Genomic DNA, 16,382 nt, shown 5'->3' on the forward strand with positions numbered 1-16,382 from the left:
CGGCCTGATTGTCCCGTGGGCAGGGGAACGGGTTAGCCTCAACTGGGCAGTCCTAGAGAATCGCGGTAACTGTGGACATCATGAGCGGCATCAGCCTTGACTGGCTCAAGGCACTTACGTGGATCTTTGCCATCGCCACCGGACTGCTGCTGGCCCTCTGGCGCCAACGCCGGCTCCATCTGGCCGCACTCGCTTCCGTGATCGTTTTTGCGGTGACAAACGCCGGCGCAGGCATCTACGTCCTGAATCATGTTGGCGATCCCCGCTGGGGCAGCAAAGCCGAGGACCGCATCAACGCTCCCACGCTCACCGAGACCCCCATGGTCGGACGTTTTCTGGGTTCCCTGGAGGACGCTATTCGCGGAGTGGCTGACAGCGTCAACCAATTTGTCGACTTCCAGGCAGCTCTTCCGGTGGCCATGGAATTCTTCGTCGCAGCAGGTTGGGCGTTAGCTCTTGCCGTGCCACTGGGGCTGGCCGCCCTCATTGTCAGCTACGCCGACGCAAGACGCCGTAAAGCCGAATTCCTCAAGTACAAGCTCCAGGTTGAGGAGCTCAAGAGTGAGCTCGAAGAGATCAAGCACCACCTTGGATATCCACCCCGGGAAGAGAGCGGATCCTCCTAGGACCGCAGCTCACGCGTTACCCCGGCCTGCCCAACTGGGTAGCAGCAGATGTCGGTATGAGCCCTCATAACGACATCAGCTGCTACCTAGTTGGGGACTAGGCTGGGCGGCCGGAAGCCACCGTGGCAGCCAGGGCCTCGATGTCCCGGGGTGTGGTGCGGCAGCAGCCTCCCACGATGCGGGCACCGAGCTCCCGCCAGGCACCGGCCCCGGCTGCAAGGCCGTCGTGCCGGGCTTTGAACGCTTCACCGGCACCCGATTCCCCGGCCTTGCCCGGTGCGGCTGCCCAGGTCTTGGTGGCGGGGTCGTAGCTTTCGCCGGAGTTCGGGTACGTCACCAGCCGCTTGGAGCCCGCCTCTCCGAGTGCCGCCAGGGCTGCCGGGACCAGGTGCAGCGGCACGCAGTTCACACCCACCGCCACCACACGCGGCTCTGACCCGCAGAGCTCCGCCACCGCAGCCAGCGGAGTGCCGTCACTGATGTGCGCACCGTCCCGCAGCGAGAAGGAGAACCAGGATTCGACGTCGAACTCCCCCGTCAGTGCCAGCAGCGCCTCTGCTTCGGCAAAGGACGGCAGCGTCTCACAGGCCAGGAAGTCGGCTCCAGCCTCCAGCAGGGCGGCGATGCGGGGCCGATGGAAGTCCTTGAAGGCTTCGGCGTCCAGGACGTAGTCCCCGCGGTACTCCGAGCCGTCCGCGAGGTAGGCGCCGTAGGGTCCCACTGACCCCGCGACCAGCAGCGGCCCGGCGTCCGGATGGCCGGCACGGTGTTCGCGCCGGGCATCGTCTGCCAGTCTGACCGAGAGCCTGACCAGGTCCAGTGCCGCATCCTCGGCAAGCCCACGCTTCGAAAACCCCAGCGGCGTGGCCTGGTAGCTGGCGGTGGTGGCCACGTTGGCGCCGGCCTCGAAGTAGTCGCGGTGCACATCCCGGATCAGCTGCGGCTGCTCCAGCAGGACCTTGGCCGACCACAGCGGGTCATCCAGGCTGCAGCCGCGCGACTCCAGTTCGGTGGCGAGGGCGCCGTCGGCCGTGAGGTAAGCCCCGGCATCAAGCAGCCGGGACAGCGTGGTGTTGCGGGGCATGGCGTGAGCTCCGAAAGTGGGCGGGAAATGGTGTTGTGTTCATCATAAGCAATTGGCGATGCTGTTAATGAGCATGACGAACGGTGACCGGGCCGGCTCCGGGCGGCTCCACTAGACTCTGGCCTATGTCGAAAACCTCCAGCATGGGCCGTGGCATGATGGCCATCCTGGTCTTGGGTGCACGGCATGGGGCCGGACTTCCCGGCGGCACCGCGGCCGGGGTCGCCGCGGACCTGGGCAGGGACCGCAGCCAGGTGTCACGGAGCCTCCGCAGCGGCGAGCAGGAGGCATTCCTCCGCAGGACCGCCGAACGGACCTACGCCCTGGACTGGTCCATCATGACCGACGCGCAGCAGCTGACGGCGCGGAGGCTGCACACAGACGGCACCGTGGCGCTGGAGCAGCTGGCCCGCGAGACCGATGAGGGCTGCTTCCTGGGAGTGCTTCACGGCGCGAGCACCCTGACCATCGGCGAAAGCGTACCGGCCAGCAGCAACCTGGTGGGCTCATGGCTGGGCCGGCCTTACCCCGCATACTGCAGCGACGCCGGCCAGGCTGTGCTGTGGGAGTCGCCGGAAGCCGAAGTGCGGACGGTTTTCGCCGGCGTCGACTTTGTACGGCACGGCCCCAATACGCCGGCCGACGTCGACGATTTCCTCGGGCGGCTGGCCGCGGCGCGGGTGCGGGGTTACTCAGTGGTGGATGAGGAAGCGGAGCCTGGGCTCTATTCGCTGGCCGTCCCCGTCCGGGATTTCAAGGGCGATGTGGCGGCGGCGCTGCAGATCGTGGGCACCAAGGCGCGCCTGGAGCCGCGCCGGACGCAGTGCGCCGCGGCGCTGGTGGAACAGGGAAGATGGCTGGAGGCCAGGCTTGGCTACCAGCCTTCGGAAGGTGGCCGGGACTAGCGGTGGGGGCTTAGCGGGTTGCAGGCTTAGCCTGCGGCGGCGAAGGACGCGATGTTGTCCGCGGCGCCGCGCAGGACGGTGGCAATATCCGCGGCGTCATCGCCCACTTCGGCCCGCCGTCCCAGCACGCTGAGCGAAGCCAGGATGTGGTCGCCGGCGTTCCGGACCGGGACGGCCAGTTCCACGATGTCGTGCTCGAATTCCTCGTCGGAGGTGATGTAGCCGCGCGACAGGTCACGGCCCATCAGCTCCCAGACTTCCTCCACGGCGTGCGCCGCGCCGGGGCCGCCGACGCCGATGAAGTTCACCCCGCCCAGCAGCTGGTCCAGGGCAGGCCGGTCATGGTCCCAGAGCAAAGCCCTGCCGGCGCCGGTGCACCACACCGGTGTCACCATGCCCGGCGCAACGAAGCTGCCCAAGGCGGCGTCGTTACTGGAGGCGCGGAGCAGGATGGCCCGGAAGCCGTCCCGGACGGAGAGCCGCGCCCGCAGCCCCAGGGCGGAGACGAGCGACTCGAGTTCGGGCCTGGCCTCACGCACCCAGCCGGTGTTGAGCGAAGCGGCGAGGCTGAAGAACCGCGGCCCGGTCCGGAACGGTCCCCGGTCTGCCCGCTCCAGCAGACCCAGATCGCACAGTTCCTGCGCCAGCCGGGATACGCGGCTCTGGTCCATGTCCAGCTCCGCCGCCAGCTGGGAAACGCCCAACGGCTGCCGCGCGTGCTTCTCCCGGTCAACCACCAGCCGGACAATCCGGAGCCCCTGCGCTAATGATGACGCCTCGGCGGATGAATCCACGCGTCTTACCCCTTCCTGCCGGTGCCCGCCCTATTCTTCCACGGTGGCCTGAGCGGTCGCGGCCGCCGGGGCGGCCAGGGCGGTCACGGCGGCCTGAGCGGTCACGCAGGTGACATGGGCTGGACACCGGCCTGCCGCCGTCGGACCTTCCCCCCGCCTGACCGCTTCGGCGGTATGCGGCCAAAATAGTTCCCCCCATCATGGAACCGGCCAAGGTGACCGGACACTATGAGGTATGGGCGAAGAATCGGGTGTCTCGGACGAGGTGTTGTGGTGCCAGGTTGTCAACGGTGACGGCGACGCCTTCGGTGTGCTTTTTGACCGCCACCACGACCGGGTCTGGCGGCACGCCCTCAGTGTGCTGCGCCAGCCCCATGTGGCCGAGGACGTCACTGCGGTCGTCTTCTACGAGGCATGGCGCCGGCGGAGCAGTATCCGCATGGTGAACGATTCGATACTGCCCTGGCTGCTGGTTACGACGAACAACACCCTTCGTAACCACGTCCGCCAGCAACGCCGCTACAGGCACTTCCTCAGCCAGCTCCCCGCACCCGCAGACGAAACCGACATTGCAGAGCACATAGCGGACGCCGACGATACCCGTCACAAAACGTCCGCCCTGAGGGAAGCCTTCACCCGGCTAAGGCCACAAGAGCGGGACGTGCTGACGCTGTGCATCCTCGAGGGCCTGGGGGCCAAAGAGGCAGGCGCAGCCCTGGGCATCGCGGACGGAACTGTGAAGTCACGCCTCCACAGGGCAAAGTCCCGGCTCGGCGCCCTCTACAGCCAGATGGTGCAGGAACATGAGCCTGACGCTCAGGCAATTCTTGGACGGAGAACATCATGAACACCTCCCAATTCCAGTCCGACAGGCGTGAAGCCCTACGCCGGCAGCTCGTCGAACTGCCCACGCTCACCGGAGCAGAGGACCCGCTCCGATACAGGCCCGGCAAGGCGGCGCCCAGCCACCACCGCCGAAACCGCCGGGCCGGATATTCCGAGGCCACGGTGGAGGTCTCTCCGCCGGCACGTCCCAGGCCAACCCGGCGGGTTCTGCTCATGGCAGCGGCAGCGGCCGTCGGCGCGCTGGCTGTTGGGCAGATAAGCGTCACCGCGCAAAGCGCGCACGCAGCTGGGGTCCTGCGGGCAGCAGCGGACCAGTCCATGACTTTCGTCGATCCCGCGCCAGGTCCGGGCCAATACCTGCTCGTGCACACGCACGCCAACTGGCTCGTCTCCGGAATCGACGAGGCTGGGAATATGAAAAACAGCATGAACGCCCAGACAATCGACGTTTACCGGCCAAGCGACCCCGATGCGGACTGGGTCCTCAGGCGCGACTGGGGTGACGCCCACCCGGTGCCCATGGAGATTGAGGTCATCCGCGCGAAGGACGGACATTTCTACGGCGGCCCGTGGACCCTGATGTCAGACGACGAGCTGGCCGCCCTGCCAAGGGACGGGCAGGCGCTGTACGACCATTTCAACTCCAGCTATCAGGGAGGATCAGCGTCGCGGGATGAGAACAACTTCGTCCGCATCACCGACATCCTCAGGATGGGACTCATTCCTGCAGACCTGCGCGCAGGTCTCTACCAGGCTCTGGCCCTGATCCCCGGGGTCAACGCGAGCGAGCAAGCCAACTTCGACGGCAAGGTTGGCATAGCGATCGGACGGACGGAACCCCTTCGCGCCGGCCAAAGGGCGGAAATGATCATTGACCCCGACACCGGGCTGGTCATCGGCGAACGAACCATCATGACCTATGCAGCCTTCGGATTCGGCTCCAACGAAGTGGTGGGCCACACGGCCATCGACTACCGGATCGTTGACTCAGCCCCGCAGTGACGCGCTGACCGTCCCTTTCCGGCCGTGCCGGAGGTGGAAGTAGCCGTAGCAGGCGGCAACGAACGGGACGCCGAAGTAGAGGGCGGCCACCTGGTTGGGGTCCAGTGCGATGCCCACCAGCGAAATGACGCACAGCGTGAACGCCAGGATGGGCACCAGGGGAAACAGCGGGGCCTTGTAGGCCAGGGCCGCAACGTCTCCGCCGTTCCGCACGAAGGCGCGCCGGTGGAAGAAGTGCGAGGCGGTGATGGACATCCACACGCCCACTACGGCGAATCCGGCAACGGACACCAGCACCAGGTACACCGTCTCCGGGGCCACCACGCTGCTGACCAGCGAGGCGATGCCGCCCACCATGCTCACGGAGAGCGCGGTCAGCGGGATGCCGCGGCGGGTCAGCTTCTTCAGGGCCTGGGGCGCGTGCCCCTCGTCGGCCAGGGAGTAGAGCATTCTGGCGCAGGAGAAGAGGCCGCTGTTGCCGGCCGAGAGGAGGGCCGTGATGATGACGAAGTTCATGATGTCGGCAGCAAACGGGATCCCGATGGAGGAGAAGACCGTGACGAACGGGCTCTCGTCCAGCCCCACCTCGGTGTAGGGGATGGTGGCGGCGATGACGGTGATGGCGCCCACGAAGAAGATCAGCAGGCGGATCACCGTGGTGCGCATGGCCTTGGGGATGGCGGTGCCGGGGTCCTTGGTTTCGCCCGCCGCCACGCCGATGAGTTCCGAGCCGGAGAAAGCATAAAACACGGCCAGCACGGTGACCAGGACTCCAGTGAAGCCGTTGGGGAACAGGCCTCCGGCGGTGTGGAAGTTCTCGAAGAGGAAAGGGTGGCTGCCGCCGTCGCTGAGCGGGCGGAACCCGAACAGCGCGGCGCCGCCCAGGACAATCAGGCCGATGATGGCGGCCACTTTCACGATGGCGAACCAGAACTCGGACTCGCCGAAGAACTTGGAGGACACTGCGTTGAAGCCGAACAGCACGGCGGCGAACACCAGGCACCAGACCCAGACCTCAACGTCCGGGAACCAGCGCTGCATGAGCAGGCCGGACGCGGTGAACTCGGAGCCGATGGCCACGGCCCAACAGAGCCAATACAGCCACGCGGTGGCGAAGCCGGTGGCGGGCCCGATGGAGCGGGCGGCGTAGATGTGGAACGCGCCGGACACGGGGTAAGCGACGGCCAGTTCGCCCAGGCATGCCATCACCAGGTACACCACGAAGGCGCCCACCAGGTACGCGAGCACGGCGCCCAGAGGACCGGCCTGGGAGATGGTGTATCCCGAGCTGAGGAACAGGCCTGACCCTATGACGCCGCCCATCGCGATCATCACGAGGTGCCGGGGGCCCATGGAGCGCCGGAGTCCGGGCTGGGTTGGTCCAGGCCCGGCGGTCTTCGGTTCCAGCGTCAGGGGTGATGGGGATTCCACGGGCGTCTCCAGGGAGGGTGGTCAGCAGGTGTGCGTCAGATGGGCGCACTCCCCTGCCCCGTCCGGGGTCACGAAGATATGCACGTCAACAGAGAGAAATTAGCACAATCACCGAATTTCGCTCGTTAAAGTCATGCCAACTTGTTCATATTGCACGCTTATTACCTTCGGTGACCCGCCGCCAGCCGGCCTAGCGTGACACCAGCGCCTCGCTGGCCTCCCACAGCCCTCGCGCCAGCTCGGCGTCGTAGGCCTGTGTATTGGCCTTGGCCAGGGCTCGCCTGGCGTAGTAGGCGCCGGAGACCCAGTCGGTGCCGGCGGTGCCGTTGATGAGCCAGAGGAGGGTGTCGGCGCCCTGGTCCGGGCTGAGCATAAAGCGGTTGAGCAGGGTCTTGTAGGCGTGCCGCCAGGGGCTGGTGGAGTCCGCCGCGAAGTTGGTGCGGACCACGCCCGGGTGGAATGCCGCCGTCGTGATTCCCTGCTCACCGAAGCGGCGGTGCAGTTCGGAGGTGAAGAGGATGTTGGCGAGCTTGGCGGTGCCGTAGGCGCGGTGGGTGGAGTAGCTGTGCTCGGCGTTGAGATCGAAGAGGTCCAGTTTGCCGAAGTTGTTGGCGCCGCTGGAGGTGTTGATGACCTTGGCGTCGCTGGCGGTGAGGACGTCCATGAGCTCGGTCGTGAGCAGGAACGGTGCCAGGTGGTTGATCTGGAAGGTGGATTCGTTTCCGTCCACGGTGAGCTTGTGCCCGCCGCGTATGCCGCCGGCGTTGTTGGCCAGGACGTCGATCCGGTCGTAGTCGTCCCGCAGCTGCGCGGCGAGTGTGCGGACCTGGCCCAGTTCGGCGAAGTCGGTAACGAAGTAGTCCGCGTTGAGTTCCTTGGCGAGGGCCTGCGTCTTTTCCTCGGAACGGCCGACGACGACCACCCGGTCCCCTGCCTCCGCCAGCTTCCGCGCGGCTGCTGCGCCGATGCCGTCGCTGGCGCCGGTGATCACGATGGTGCGTTGGGTCAAGGGGTGTCCTTTGGTTGCGATTCAGCGTCTGGGTGGAACACGCTGCCTTTGGCACAACGAGCGTTGGCCAGCGGGTGTTCCCGCACGCCAGGGCGTCGGGACCCTTTCCAGCCGCAATGAACACTAGCCAAGGCAGATGCCGGGTGGAACCATTGCGTACACACAGGCACTACCCGGAAGTTTCCGCCCTACCGAAGGAGAGCATGATGACTCAGGAAATCCAGGCTGAACACACACTCACGGACCACCAGCACGGCGGAGCGGACTGCACCCATGTGACCGTGCAGCACGGGGACCACGTTGATTACATCCACGACGGCCACCGCCACGCCGAACACGAAGGCCATTACGACGAGCACGACGATCCGGCCGAGCACACCCCTGCGCAGCACCAGCATGGCGGCCCGGATTGCACCCACGAAAAGTCCCAGCACGGGGACCACGTTGACTACATCCACGACGGCCACCGCCACGCCGAACACGAAGGGCATTACGACGAGCACTGAGCCTTAGGGAAGGTTCCCCTCCTCCCGTCAAAAGCAAGTAGCAGCAGGTGTCGTTTTGAGGGTTCAGAACGACACCTGCTGCTACCTAGTTGGGGCGGGGTTCAGGCGTCAGCCAACCACCCCGGCCAGGAGGAACAGGACCGCCGCGATGGCGAAGCCCATCACGCCGATGAGGGTTTCCATGACGGTCCAGGTCTTCAGCGTGGTCTTGACGTCCATGCCGAAGAACCTGCCCACCAGCCAGAAGCCGGAGTCGTTGACGTGGGAGACCACCACGGAGCCGGCTGCAACGGCGATGACCAGCGCGGCAACCTGCATGCCGTTCAGCCCCGCGAGAGCCACCGCGGGGGCGATGAGGCCGGCAGTGGTGGTGAGCGCCACAGTGGCCGAACCCTGGGCGATGCGCAGGATGGCGGAGATCAGGAAGCCTGCCAGGATCAGCGGGATGCCCACGTCGCCCAGGACGTCGGCCAGGGCCGCGCCGATGCCGGAGGTGCGCAGGACCCCGCCGAACATGCCGCCGGCGCCGGTGATGAGAATAACCGAGCAGACGGGGCCGAGCGAGGATTCGAGCAGCTTCTCGATGGCGCCGGCGTCCTTGCCGCGGCGGGCGCCCAGGACGAACACGGCCACCAGGACGGCGATCAGCAGGGCCACCGGGGTTTCACCGATGGTGCGCAGGATCTGGAACCACTGCTCGTTCCTGACGGCCTCGGACAGCACGCCGGACGAAGCGAGGGTGTTCAAACCGGTGTTGAGGAAGATCAGCACGAGCGGCAGGAGCAGCAGGCCGATGATGGTGCGGAAGCGCGGCGGGTGGGCCTCGGCTTCAGCGCTGGCGTGGCCCAGGATTTCCGGAACGGGGAGGACCAGCTTCTTGCCGGTCCACAGGCCGAACAGGTAGGCGGTGACGTACCAGGTGGGGATGGCGGTGATGAGGCCGGCGATCATGACCAGGCCGATGTTGGCATCGAAGAAGGCTGCGGCAGAAACCGGGCCCGGGTGCGGCGGCAGGAAGATGTGCATCACGGAGAAGGCACCGGCGGCGGGAAGGCCGTAGCGCAGCACTCCCCCGCCCAGTCGGTGGGCAACGGCGAAGACGACGGGCAGCATCACCACCAGGCCGGCGTCGAAGAAGATGGGGAAGCCGAAGATCAGCGAGGCCAGGCCCAGGGCGAACGGCGCGCGCTTCTCGCCGAAGACGCCGATCAGGTAGTCGGCCAGCACCTTGGCGCCGCCGCTGGTTTCAACGATGCGGCCCAGCATGGCGCCCAGGCCGACGAGGAGTGCCACGGTGCCCAGGGTGGTGCCGAACCCGTTGATCAGCACCGGTACTACCTGGTTGGCGGGAATTCCGGTGGCAAACGCGGTGGCGAGGCTGACCACGATCAGCGCGACCAGCGCGTGCATCCGCAGCCTGATGATCAGGAACAGCAGCACGGCGATCGCCGCCGCCGCGATGAGCAGCAGGGGGCCCGCTCCCAGCGTTTGGGTCCATCCTTCGATGACCATGGTTCTCCTTTGAAACAGAATTGATTGGGGATTGTGAAGCTGAAAAGTGAAAAGCCTTAGCGCAGGCTCGGCAGGGCGCGCATGCTCAGCAGGGCGCCTGGTCGGCAGGGAGCTGGAGGGCGTCGATGATGGTCTTGACCAGTTCCTCGGGGGACTTGGAGATGTCCAGGCGCAGGCTGCCCGCGGCCACTTCCTGATCGGTCAGCGGTTCCAGGGTGGCCAGCTGGCTGGGCAGGAGGGTGGGGGGCATGAAGTGGCCTTCGCGGCCCTGCATGCGCTGGCCGATCAGGTCGGCCCCGCCGTGCAGGTGCAGGAACAGGACCCGGCCCTGTGCTTCGGCGAGCAGCTGGCGGTAGCTCTGCTTGAGCGCCGAGCAGGTGAGCACGGTGCTCTTCCCGGCTGCCGCCTGGGCGCTCATCCAGTCCTGGATTTCCTGCAGCCAGGGCCAGCGGTCCTCGTCCTGCAGGGGGATGCCCTGGGTCATCTTGTCGATGTTGGACTGCGGGTGGAACTCGTCCGCTTCGGCACAGGCCCAGCCAAGCTGCTGGGAAAGAGCTGCCGCAATGGTGGACTTGCCGGAACCGGCAACGCCCATCACCACCAGGTGGGTGGCTGGATACTGCATGTTTTACCTCCGAAGAAGACGCCGTTGGCTTAGGGGAGAAAGCTCGTTGTGCAGCTCACAGTGAGATGCACTGAAGATAAGATATCACCATTCTACGCCATAGATACTATCTTTTGGTGTCACAGATCATACCTTTAGCATTTTGTCGGTACGATAGGAAGGCGCGCTCGCGCAGAGGAAGGCAGGCAAGATGTCGACGGCGACACCAGCGGACGCGGATGACGCGCACGACGGCGGGGCCTCCCCCGCCATGCATGAACGCGTTCTCGAGGCGGTTGGCGTGGCCATCGCCTCTGGGACCCTTCCTCCCGGCAGCCGGCTCACCCTTGAGGGCATCCAGCAGGAGTACGGCATTTCCCGCACCGTCGCGCGGGACACCATGAAGGTCCTGGAATCCATGAACCTCATATATTCACGCCGTCGGGTGGGCATCGTGGTCCAGGAACCCAGGCTGTGGAATGTCTTCGATCCCAAGCTGGTGCGCTGGCGCCTGGCGTCGGACCGGCGCGAGCTCCAGTACAGCAGCCTCACCGAGCTGCGCATCGCCGTCGAACCCATTGCCGCCGCCGGGGCCGCCCGCCGGGCGAGCGCTGCCGAGCGCGCCAAGCTGGTTGCCTTGGCCGCCGACCTGAGGCGACTGGGTGAGGCCGGCGAACTCGAGGGCTTCCTCGCCGCGGACATCGAGTTCCACTGCCTGCTGCTGCAAAGCTGCGGCAACGAGATGTTCACGGCGCTGGAGGGCATGGTGGCCGAAGTGCTGACCAGCCGTACCAAGCAGGGCCTCATGCCGTTCAAGCCCCGGAACGAAGCGCTGCAGGCACACGAGGACGTTGCCGCCGCGGTGGCCGGCGGGGATGCCGTAAAGGCGGAGACCGCCATGCACCACATCCTGGACGAGGTCCGGAACGCGATGGGCCTGCACTAGCTTCACCTCTTCCCGGACGCCGCGTTCCTGAGTAGCCTGCAATTAGGTGCTCATGCAACGGGCTCCGTTCGCGCCATACAGGATCCTGTGAGGTGGAAAATGGCCGTTACCGGACAATCACAAGGGGCCGCCGCTACCGCAGCGCCCGCCGTAGTTCGCCGGCGCAAAGGCAGCCTCGTCGTCAGTTGGCTCACCTCCACGGACCACAAGGTCATCGGGTACATGTACCTGATCGCGTCCTTTGTGTTCTTCATGATGGCTGGTGTCATGGCCCTGCTCATCCGTGCCGAACTTTTCGAGCCCGGCATGCAGATCCTGCAGACCAAGGAGCAGTACAACCAGCTGTTCACCATGCACGGCACCATGATGCTGCTGATGTTCGCCACCCCGCTGTTTGCCGGATTCGCCAACGTGATCATGCCCTTGCAGATCGGCGCGCCGGACGTGGCGTTCCCGCGGCTGAACGCCCTGGCGTTCTGGTTCTTCCTTTTCGGGTCCACCATCGCGGTCTCGGGATTCATCACCCCGCAGGGCGCTGCGTCGTTTGGCTGGTTCGCCTATGCGCCGTTGAACAACACAACGTTCAGCCCCGGCGTTGGCGGAGACCTCTGGGTGTTCGGCCTGGCGCTGTCCGGCTTCGGCACCATCCTTGGTGCCGTCAACTTCATCACCACCATCATCTGCATGCGCGCCCCGGGCATGACCATGTGGCGGATGCCGATCTTCACCTGGAACACCCTTGTCACCGCCATCCTGGTGATCATGGCGTTCCCGCCGCTCGCCGCGGCCCTGTTCGCCCTGGGTGCCGACCGCAGGTTCGGCGCGCATATCTATGACCCGGAGAACGGCGGCGCGGTCCTCTGGCAGCACCTGTTCTGGTTCTTCGGACACCCCGAGGTGTACATCATTGCCCTGCCGTTCTTCGGCATCGTCTCGGAGATCTTCCCGGTGTTCAGCCGCAAGCCAATCTTCGGCTACAAGGGTTTGGTCTACGCGACCATCGCCATCGCCGCCCTGTCCATGACCGTGTGGGCGCACCACATGTACGTGACCGGATCGGTGCTGCTGCCGTTCTTCGCCTTTATGACCATGCTGATCGCGGTTCCGACCGGCGTGAAGTTCTTCAACTGGATCGGCACCATGTGGCGGGGGTCCCTGACCTTCGAGACTCCGATGCTGTGGAGCCTGGGCTTCCTTGTCACGTTCCTCTTCGGCGGCCTGACGGGCATCATCCTGGCGTCGCCGCCGCTGGACTTCCATGTCTCTGACTCGTACTTCGTGGTGGCGCACTTCCACTACGTGGTGTTCGGCACCGTGGTGTTCGCCATGTTCGCAGGCTTCTACTTCTGGTGGCCAAAGTTCACCGGCACCATGCTCAACGAGCGGCTCGGGAAGATCCACTTCTGGATGCTGTTCCTCGGATTCCACGGAACGTTCCTGATCCAGCACTGGCTGGGTGTCGAAGGCATGCCCCGCCGCTACGCGGACTACCTGGTGGAAGACAATTTCATGTGGATGAACCAGTTCTCCACCCTCGGCTCCTACCTGCTGGGTGCCTCGATGATTCCGTTCCTCTGGAACGTGTACATCACGTGGCGGGCCGGCGAAAAGGTGACCGTGGACGATCCGTGGGGCTTCGGCGCCTCGCTCGAATGGGCCACGTCCTGCCCGCCGCCGCGCCACAACTTCACGTCGCTGCCTCGGATCCGTTCGGAACGCCCCGCACTGGATCTGCACCACCCCGAGATCCGGGTCCGCGAGCATGAAGCCGTCCACAGCCCGGCGGCGGCAGCCTTGGGTGCGGCCGACATCGGCGAAAAAGACGTCCGGGATCCTAATCCGGACAAGTAGCTAAGCGGGTGTGGACAGCAGGGCCGGTCAAATGACCGGCCCTGCTTCCTGGGATCGGCTGCGGGAAAACACCGCGTCAATCTCCCGGACCTCCAGCAGGAACTTCACCCCGCCGTCGGTAAGCAGCGCCCTGTCGCGGTAGCGCACCTTGGGGGCCATCACGTGCAGGCACTTCAGGTTCCACATCACCACCCGGTTGATGTCGGTGACCCAGTCGTCGGGGATGCGATGTCCGGACCGGGTGACAAAGCCGGCGGCCTCCACGGCATCGCGGATCACCTCGAAACGGTGGGTCGACGGCGGCGCGATGCCGCTGAGGTGCCACTCCGTGTACAGTCGCGTGGCCAGGCGCACGGCATCGTGCTCCGGCCGCGCAATAGATTCCACAACGTAGTCCCACAGGTCCCCAGGCCGCTCCAGTCCGCGTTTTCCGCGAGGGGTGAGTACCAGGCTGCCCTTGAACTTACGGAGCAGCTTCCAGGCCAGGAGGTGCTCCCGGAGCTCTCGGACCTGTATCGCATTTGCCTCGCGGTTCCCCTTGCCCAGCACGCCATCGCGCCAGCCCAGCTCGTCTAGGGCGCTCTGGACAGTGGCTGGCTTCAGGTAGCCGTCCTTCGTCAGTTCCAGTCCGCCCGCAGCTTTTTCGAGGAGCCAGCGGACCGGCCGGATCACGGCGTCGCGCTCCTCATCGGTGAGTGGCCGCGGCCACCATTGGAGGCTGAGCAGCCTCAGCTTCCGGTTGGCCGCGCCGAGGTCAAAGTCAGTGGCATCGAAGGCCGCTGGGCTGTACTCGCCGGTGGTCATGAAGGTCCAGTAAGAAGCGTCCTGGTATTCCGGATGAGCCCGGTCCCCGAGAATCTCCACGAGCCGGCCGTAGCCGTGGGGTCCACCGGAATCCTCCACCGGTCCTCGGTTGGCGCCGTCGACGCAAACGACTTCCCCAACCGGCAGCTCTGCGGGCCCAATCAGCTCCACTTGATGCGTCCAGCCGTCACCAAGGTCGTACTCATAGTCCAGCGCGGTGCTCGGTTTATCGGCATGCAGCAGGTCGGAAAGCACGACGCCGGATGCCGGCTCAGCGTCGAGATCTTCCGATTGCTCGTCGGGACCGATGATCACCCGCGGGGTTCCATTGCCGTCCACGGAGCGGACAGCTTAGAGGTGGCGGTTCTCCCAGCCGAAAGCGGCCTGGATTACCAGGTGGAACTCGGCCACGGTCAGCGTCACTGGCACTTTCAGCCTGCGCCAGATGAGCGGCTCGGTATCCTCGATGCTGATCCGGAGGTCAAAGGCTGGGACGGTACCGGCTGGTTGCATGGTGGCCATTGTGCCAGACCGGGACGGCCGCGGTGGTTGACCCTTGGCCCGCTCCCGCCGCGTTCCCTGGCAGGCTTGCGATGTCCGGGCGGGGTGGGGCGCGAAACCCCTGCGGCGTGACCTTCGGCTCGCCGTCGGAAGTTACAGTCCGCGCCCTCGCCGCGGACGGCACAGTGCTGGCCGAGCCGGAGCATGACCTTGTCTGGACCAGGGTGGGCGGAACGGAACAGTGCGGCGGGCCTGTCACCACGGCGCCCATCCAACTGTCAGTGCCCTGAGATGGGAAAAGCACAGCCGGGTTAACAAAAAGCAGGGCCGGTCAATGACCGGCCCTGCTTTGAAATATGAAACCCTAAGGCCCCAGTTTCTCTAAAGAATTAGAGGGACTGGATGTTTACGGCCTGGGGACCCTTGGGGCCCTGCTCGGTTTCGAAGGAGACCTTCTGGTTCTCTTCGAGTGAGCGGAAGCCGGAGGAAGCGATCGCAGAGTAGTGTGCGAAAACGTCCTGTGAGGAGTCATCGGGGGAAATGAAGCCGAAGCCCTTTTCAGCGTTAAACCATTTGACGGTACCAGTAGCCATTATTTTTGTCCTTCGTGAAGGTGGAGGAAAAGTCCCGACTTTCGGGTCCTCCGGTGTGGGGTGTTCAAAACCGCTACTTCAGAAGAACGCGGACTTTCGACCGCGCGTACTGCCTGAACTACCAACTGCATAAACACAACAACAAGAACCACTGTACAGGAGATTCCGGACACCATTTACCACCGGCCGCCACGGGCATATCCTGCCAACAGATCCAGCCCGCCACTACCCCGGGAGAAAACCATGGAGATGCCCAAGCCGTCCGACGCCGACAAGGAACGTTTCCGCTCGGCGATGCCGGACCATCCGGACGTGGTGGTGAAGCCGATGTTCGGCAACCTCGGGGCGTTCGTAAACGGCAACATGTTCGCCGGCCTGTTCGGCCCCACCATCGGAGTGAAGCTCGGTGATGAGGACAGGGTGGCGCTGGAAAGCACGGAGCGGACTGTCCCGTTCGGGCCTGCCGAGCGGCCCATGGCCGGCTACAGCGGATTGCCGGAAGTGTGGAACGCGGAGGGCGACGGCGACGACGCCCGGATAAGGGCGTGGGTGGAGAAGGCGTTTGACCATGCCGCAACCCTGCCGCCCAAGGAACCGAAGGCGTCCAAGCCCAAGACCGCCAGGAAATAGCCGCAGATGGAACCGATTCGGGTGATTCTGCTTCCGGGCTCTGTTCTCCCCGCGCAGCCGGCGTACGGCGCGCTGATGGAAGCCCTCGGACCCGATGTACAGGCCGTCGCCAAGGACCTGGAGCTCTACGCGGACGACGAACCTCCGCCCGGCTGGAGCCTGGACACAGAGGTCGACGGCGTGCTGCGCGAGGCTGATCGCCTCGGGTGGGAGACATTCCACCTTGTCGGATACTCCGGTGGCGGCGCGGCGGCATTGGCGTTCGCCGCCAAGCACCCCGACAGGCTGCTCAGCCTGGCGCTGCTCGAGCCCGCCTGGGCCGGAAACTGGGACTGGAGCCCCGCCCACGCCGAAATCCGGAAACAGTATGAGCAGCTGGAAGCACTTCCTCCGGAACAGTTCCTGCCCACCTTCATGCGGCTGGGAGTGAGGCACGACGTCGTCCTGCCGCCGCCGCCCCCGCCAGGTCCCCCGCCGCCGTGGATGGCTAAGCGGCCCGCGGGCATCAAAGCCTTCCTGCGGACCTTCCAGAGCTATGACCTGGAAAGGGAGCGGCTCGCCAAGTTCCGCCAGCCCGTGTTCTTCGCCCTGGGCGGGCTGAGCAACCCGGATGACTACGGCGAGATCGCCAGCCGCCTGGCAAGGGTCTTCTTCCCCGACTTCCATCTGGAGGTGTTCCCCAAGCGCCACCACTTCGACCCGCCGCACCGGATCGAGCCCGAGCGGCTGGGGGGGGCG

17 protein-coding genes and 1 pseudogene are annotated in these 16,382 nt (G+C 65.5%); 10 read left to right on the forward strand and 8 right to left on the reverse strand.

Going from position 1 to position 16,382, the window contains the following annotated elements; translation table 11 throughout:
• Window positions 1-80: 80 nt before the first annotated feature.
• Window positions 81-626 carry a hypothetical protein gene (locus tag AU175_RS05440; protein ID WP_231938463.1) on the forward strand — a complete coding sequence of 182 codons (546 nt, stop codon included), beginning with the start codon at window positions 81-83 and terminating at the stop codon, window positions 624-626.
• Between the two features lie 97 nt (window positions 627-723).
• Here AU175_RS05440 and mmuM read toward each other — a convergent pair whose 3' ends face one another.
• Window positions 724-1,710, reverse strand: a complete 987-nt coding sequence (gene mmuM, locus AU175_RS05445) for a homocysteine S-methyltransferase (RefSeq protein WP_066286495.1) — start codon at window positions 1,708-1,710, stop codon at window positions 724-726.
• 125 nt (window positions 1,711-1,835) lie between these two features.
• Here mmuM and AU175_RS05450 point away from each other — a divergent pair, with 125 nt between their 5' ends.
• Complete coding sequence (locus tag AU175_RS05450) at window positions 1,836-2,615, forward strand: IclR family transcriptional regulator (protein ID WP_066286497.1); 780 nt, start codon at window positions 1,836-1,838, stop codon at window positions 2,613-2,615.
• A gap of 26 nt (window positions 2,616-2,641) precedes the next feature.
• Here the strand turns inward: AU175_RS05450 and AU175_RS05455 are convergent, their stop codons facing one another.
• Entirely contained in the window at window positions 2,642-3,409 is a 768-nt protein-coding gene (locus AU175_RS05455) for an IclR family transcriptional regulator (protein WP_066286499.1), read from the reverse strand.
• 235 nt (window positions 3,410-3,644) lie between these two features.
• On the opposite strand from AU175_RS05455, the gene AU175_RS05460 reads away from it, so the two are divergent.
• Window positions 3,645-4,256 (forward strand): RNA polymerase sigma factor, encoded by a 612-nt coding sequence (locus tag AU175_RS05460; RefSeq protein WP_066286500.1) that lies wholly within the window; start codon window positions 3,645-3,647, stop codon window positions 4,254-4,256.
• Window positions 4,253-5,257, forward strand: coding sequence for a CU044_5270 family protein (locus AU175_RS05465; protein ID WP_066286503.1), 1,005 nt, complete (start codon window positions 4,253-4,255; stop codon window positions 5,255-5,257). Before AU175_RS05460 ends, AU175_RS05465 begins: the two co-directional genes overlap by 4 nt.
• Here AU175_RS05465 and AU175_RS05470 read toward each other — a convergent pair.
• The gene (locus AU175_RS05470) at window positions 5,243-6,688 is read right to left on the reverse strand and encodes an amino acid permease (RefSeq protein WP_066286506.1); all 1,446 of its coding nucleotides are present in this window, start codon (window positions 6,686-6,688) and stop codon (window positions 5,243-5,245) included. The genes AU175_RS05465 and AU175_RS05470 overlap by 15 nt on opposite strands.
• Window positions 6,689-6,878: 190 nt before the next feature.
• The gene (locus tag AU175_RS05475; protein ID WP_066286508.1) at window positions 6,879-7,697 is read right to left on the reverse strand and encodes an SDR family NAD(P)-dependent oxidoreductase; all 819 of its coding nucleotides are present in this window, start codon (window positions 7,695-7,697) and stop codon (window positions 6,879-6,881) included.
• A gap of 206 nt (window positions 7,698-7,903) precedes the next feature.
• On the opposite strand from AU175_RS05475, the gene AU175_RS21205 reads away from it, so the two are divergent.
• Window positions 7,904-8,203 carry a hypothetical protein gene (locus AU175_RS21205; protein WP_082979018.1) on the forward strand — a complete coding sequence of 100 codons (300 nt, stop codon included), beginning with the start codon at window positions 7,904-7,906 and terminating at the stop codon, window positions 8,201-8,203.
• A 108-nt stretch (window positions 8,204-8,311) separates the two neighbouring features.
• Here the strand turns inward: AU175_RS21205 and AU175_RS05485 are convergent, their stop codons facing one another.
• Together AU175_RS05485 and AU175_RS05490 are read right to left on the reverse strand one after the other, a co-directional pair.
• Complete coding sequence (locus AU175_RS05485) at window positions 8,312-9,715, reverse strand: GntP family permease (RefSeq protein WP_066286511.1); 1,404 nt, start codon at window positions 9,713-9,715, stop codon at window positions 8,312-8,314.
• Between the two features lie 85 nt (window positions 9,716-9,800).
• Entirely contained in the window at window positions 9,801-10,340 is a 540-nt protein-coding gene (locus AU175_RS05490) for a gluconokinase (RefSeq protein WP_066286513.1), read from the reverse strand.
• A gap of 190 nt (window positions 10,341-10,530) precedes the next feature.
• Between AU175_RS05490 and AU175_RS05495 the strand changes: the two genes are divergently transcribed.
• Window positions 10,531-11,265 carry a FadR/GntR family transcriptional regulator gene (locus tag AU175_RS05495; RefSeq protein WP_066286515.1) on the forward strand — a complete coding sequence of 245 codons (735 nt, stop codon included), beginning with the start codon at window positions 10,531-10,533 and terminating at the stop codon, window positions 11,263-11,265.
• A 99-nt stretch (window positions 11,266-11,364) separates the two neighbouring features.
• Window positions 11,365-13,116 carry an aa3-type cytochrome oxidase subunit I gene (gene ctaD, locus AU175_RS05500; RefSeq protein ID WP_066286516.1) on the forward strand — a complete coding sequence of 584 codons (1,752 nt, stop codon included), beginning with the start codon at window positions 11,365-11,367 and terminating at the stop codon, window positions 13,114-13,116.
• Between the two features lie 27 nt (window positions 13,117-13,143).
• Here the strand turns inward: ctaD and AU175_RS05505 are convergent.
• Window positions 13,144-14,442 (reverse strand): annotated as a pseudogene (locus tag AU175_RS05505) (plasmid pRiA4b ORF-3 family protein).
• Window positions 14,443-14,549: 107 nt separating this feature from the next.
• On the opposite strand from AU175_RS05505, the gene AU175_RS21620 reads away from it, so the two are divergent.
• The gene (locus AU175_RS21620) at window positions 14,550-14,711 is read left to right on the forward strand and encodes a hypothetical protein (protein WP_156642181.1); all 162 of its coding nucleotides are present in this window, start codon (window positions 14,550-14,552) and stop codon (window positions 14,709-14,711) included.
• A gap of 99 nt (window positions 14,712-14,810) precedes the next feature.
• On the opposite strand, the gene AU175_RS05510 is transcribed toward AU175_RS21620, so the two are convergent.
• Window positions 14,811-15,014 carry a cold-shock protein gene (locus tag AU175_RS05510; RefSeq protein ID WP_066274236.1) on the reverse strand — a complete coding sequence of 68 codons (204 nt, stop codon included), beginning with the start codon at window positions 15,012-15,014 and terminating at the stop codon, window positions 14,811-14,813.
• A 243-nt stretch (window positions 15,015-15,257) separates the two neighbouring features.
• Between AU175_RS05510 and AU175_RS05515 the strand changes: the two genes are divergently transcribed.
• Both AU175_RS05515 and AU175_RS05520 read left to right on the forward strand, forming a co-directional pair.
• Window positions 15,258-15,644, forward strand: a complete 387-nt coding sequence (locus tag AU175_RS05515) for a TfoX/Sxy family protein (protein WP_066286518.1) — start codon at window positions 15,258-15,260, stop codon at window positions 15,642-15,644.
• 6 nt (window positions 15,645-15,650) lie between these two features.
• Window positions 15,651-16,382: alpha/beta fold hydrolase (locus AU175_RS05520; RefSeq protein ID WP_231938464.1), on the forward strand; the 732-nt coding region annotated here is incomplete at its 3' end.

Source organism: Arthrobacter sp. B6, from assembly GCF_001663775.1.
Lineage (GTDB): Bacteria > Actinomycetota > Actinomycetes > Actinomycetales > Micrococcaceae > Arthrobacter.